Consider the following 2500-nt stretch of genomic DNA (forward strand, 5'->3'; position numbering starts at 1 on the left):
GTGAAGGTTGTGGTGTTATGGTTTTGTCTTGCGCGGGAGCCGAGAGGCTGTTGCGCAAGCCGAAGCGCTTGAGGCGAAAGTCTTGATGTGTCTGCGGCGACTTACAAGACCAAGAGGGAGCGATCCCACGGTGTTGTAAGTTCTTCAAGCGGTCGCGAGAGGCCGCGATGACCAACCAACCGATCTCCTGAGAGGGAGTGAAGAGAAGTTTGGTCGCACCTGGACAATTGAAAAGTTTAGGAACTGACGCTTTCATCGCGTTTGGTTCTGAGCCGAACCGAGAGGTGAGGTGAGGAGTCGAATGAAAGAGCGATGAAGGTGTGAGGTCCCGTCAAAAAATTTCGTTGCGCTGAAGCAATTCGCTGCAACGAAAGAGTTTTCACGAACTCTTTTGTTGTCGGTGTGCGGATTGTGGAGCAACAACCGGATCTGAGATCCCGGAAAGTCATTGACAGAGAAATCTAGAGATGCACTCTTAAGAACCCTTTTGTGTCAGCGAAAGGAGGCCTCAACTGTTGCCAGTTTTTAACTGAGTAATGGGTGACGCAAATCATTTTGAGGAAGTGAAAGCTTCTAAGAGGAAATGATCTACAACGGAGAGTTTGATCCTGGCTCAGGATGAACGCTGGCGGCGTGCTTAACACATGCAAGTCGAACGAACCTTCGGGTTAGTGGCGGACGGGTGAGTAACGCGTGAGAATCTGCCCTCAGGAGGGGGACAACAGTTGGAAACGACTGCTAATACCCCATATGCCGCGAGGTGAAATGAATTTCGCCTGAGGATGAGCTCGCGTCTGATTAGCTAGTTGGTGTAGGTAATGGCTCACCAAGGCATCGATCAGTAGCTGGTCTGAGAGGATGATCAGCCACACTGGGACTGAGACACGGCCCAGACTCCTACGGGAGGCAGCAGTGGGGAATTTTCCGCAATGGGCGAAAGCCTGACGGAGCAACGCCGCGTGAGGGATGAAGGCCTCTGGGCTGTAAACCTCTTTTATCAAGGAAGAAGATCTGACGGTACTTGATGAATAAGCCACGGCTAATTCCGTGCCAGCAGCCGCGGTAATACGGGAGTGGCAAGCGTTATCCGGAATTATTGGGCGTAAAGCGTCCGCAGGCGGCCCTTCAAGTCTGCTGTTAAAAAGTGGAGCTTAACTCCATCATGGCAGTGGAAACTGTTGGGCTTGAGTGTGGTAGGGGCAGAGGGAATTCCCGGTGTAGCGGTGAAATGCGTAGATATCGGGAAGAACACCAGTGGCGAAGGCGCTCTGCTGGGCCATCACTGACGCTCATGGACGAAAGCCAGGGGAGCGAAAGGGATTAGATACCCCTGTAGTCCTGGCCGTAAACGATGAACACTAGGTGTCGGGGGAATCGACCCCCTCGGTGTCGTAGCCAACGCGTTAAGTGTTCCGCCTGGGGAGTACGCACGCAAGTGTGAAACTCAAAGGAATTGACGGGGGCCCGCACAAGCGGTGGAGTATGTGGTTTAATTCGATGCAACGCGAAGAACCTTACCAGGGTTTGACATCCTGCGAATCTCTTGGAAACGAGAGAGTGCCTTCGGGAACGCAGTGACAGGTGGTGCATGGCTGTCGTCAGCTCGTGTCGTGAGATGTTGGGTTAAGTCCCGCAACGAGCGCAACCCACGTCTTTAGTTGCCAGCATTTAGTTGGGCACTCTAGAGAGACTGCCGGTGATAAACCGGAGGAAGGTGTGGATGACGTCAAGTCATCATGCCCCTTACATCCTGGGCTACACACGTACTACAATGCTACGGACAAAGGGCTGCAAGTTCGCGAGGACAAGCAAATCCCATAAACCGTGGCTCAGTTCAGATCGTAGGCTGCAACTCGCCTACGTGAAGGCGGAATCGCTAGTAATCGCAGGTCAGCATACTGCGGTGAATACGTTCCCGGGCCTTGTACACACCGCCCGTCACACCATGGAAGTTGGCCACGCCCGAAGCCGTTACTCCAACCCTTGTGGAGGAGGACGTCGAAGGTGGGGCTGATGACTGGGGTGAAGTCGTAACAAGGTATCCGTACCGGAAGGTGCGGATGGATCACCTCCTAACAGGGAGACAACACAATGATTTTGATGCCTGAGTATTTTTATTCTTAGGCCGAAGTCCTGTCACCTTAGGTCGATCGGTACCTCAGCTTTGAAGTTAAGAATCAGCAGCAATGTTGATTGCTTGATGGAGATTTTCAGTTCCTAAACTTTGTCTAGGTCACACCCCAAAAGGGATGAGACTCCTGGGCCATTAGCTCAGGTGGTTAGAGCGCACCCCTGATAAGGGTGAGGTCCCTGGTTCAAGTCCAGGATGGCCCATTCGGTGTTGGGGGTTTAGCTCAGTTGGTAGAGCGCCTGCTTTGCAAGCAGGATGTCAGGAGTTCGAGTCTCCTAACCTCCACTGACCGAACTTTATCCCCATCTCCAAGTTATTGGAGTTGAGCTCGATTGGAGTGTGATTTAGATGTGTCCGCTGGATGACCCC

2 tRNA genes and 1 rRNA gene are annotated in these 2500 nt (G+C 52.7%); all 3 read left to right on the top strand.

What is annotated here, in order from left to right:
- Positions 1-590 precede the first annotated feature (590 nt).
- A 16S ribosomal RNA gene (locus tag FZZ90_RS12745) occupies positions 591-2076 on the top strand.
- Between the two features lie 184 nt (positions 2077-2260).
- Positions 2261-2334, top strand: a tRNA-Ile gene (locus tag FZZ90_RS12750).
- A gap of 9 nt (positions 2335-2343) precedes the next feature.
- Positions 2344-2416 (top strand) — tRNA-Ala (locus FZZ90_RS12755).
- Positions 2417-2500: the final 84 nt, after the last annotated feature.

Source organism: Synechococcus sp. MU1617, assembly GCF_020514235.1.
In the GTDB taxonomy this organism is placed as follows: Bacteria; Cyanobacteriota; Cyanobacteriia; order PCC-6307; family Cyanobiaceae; genus Parasynechococcus.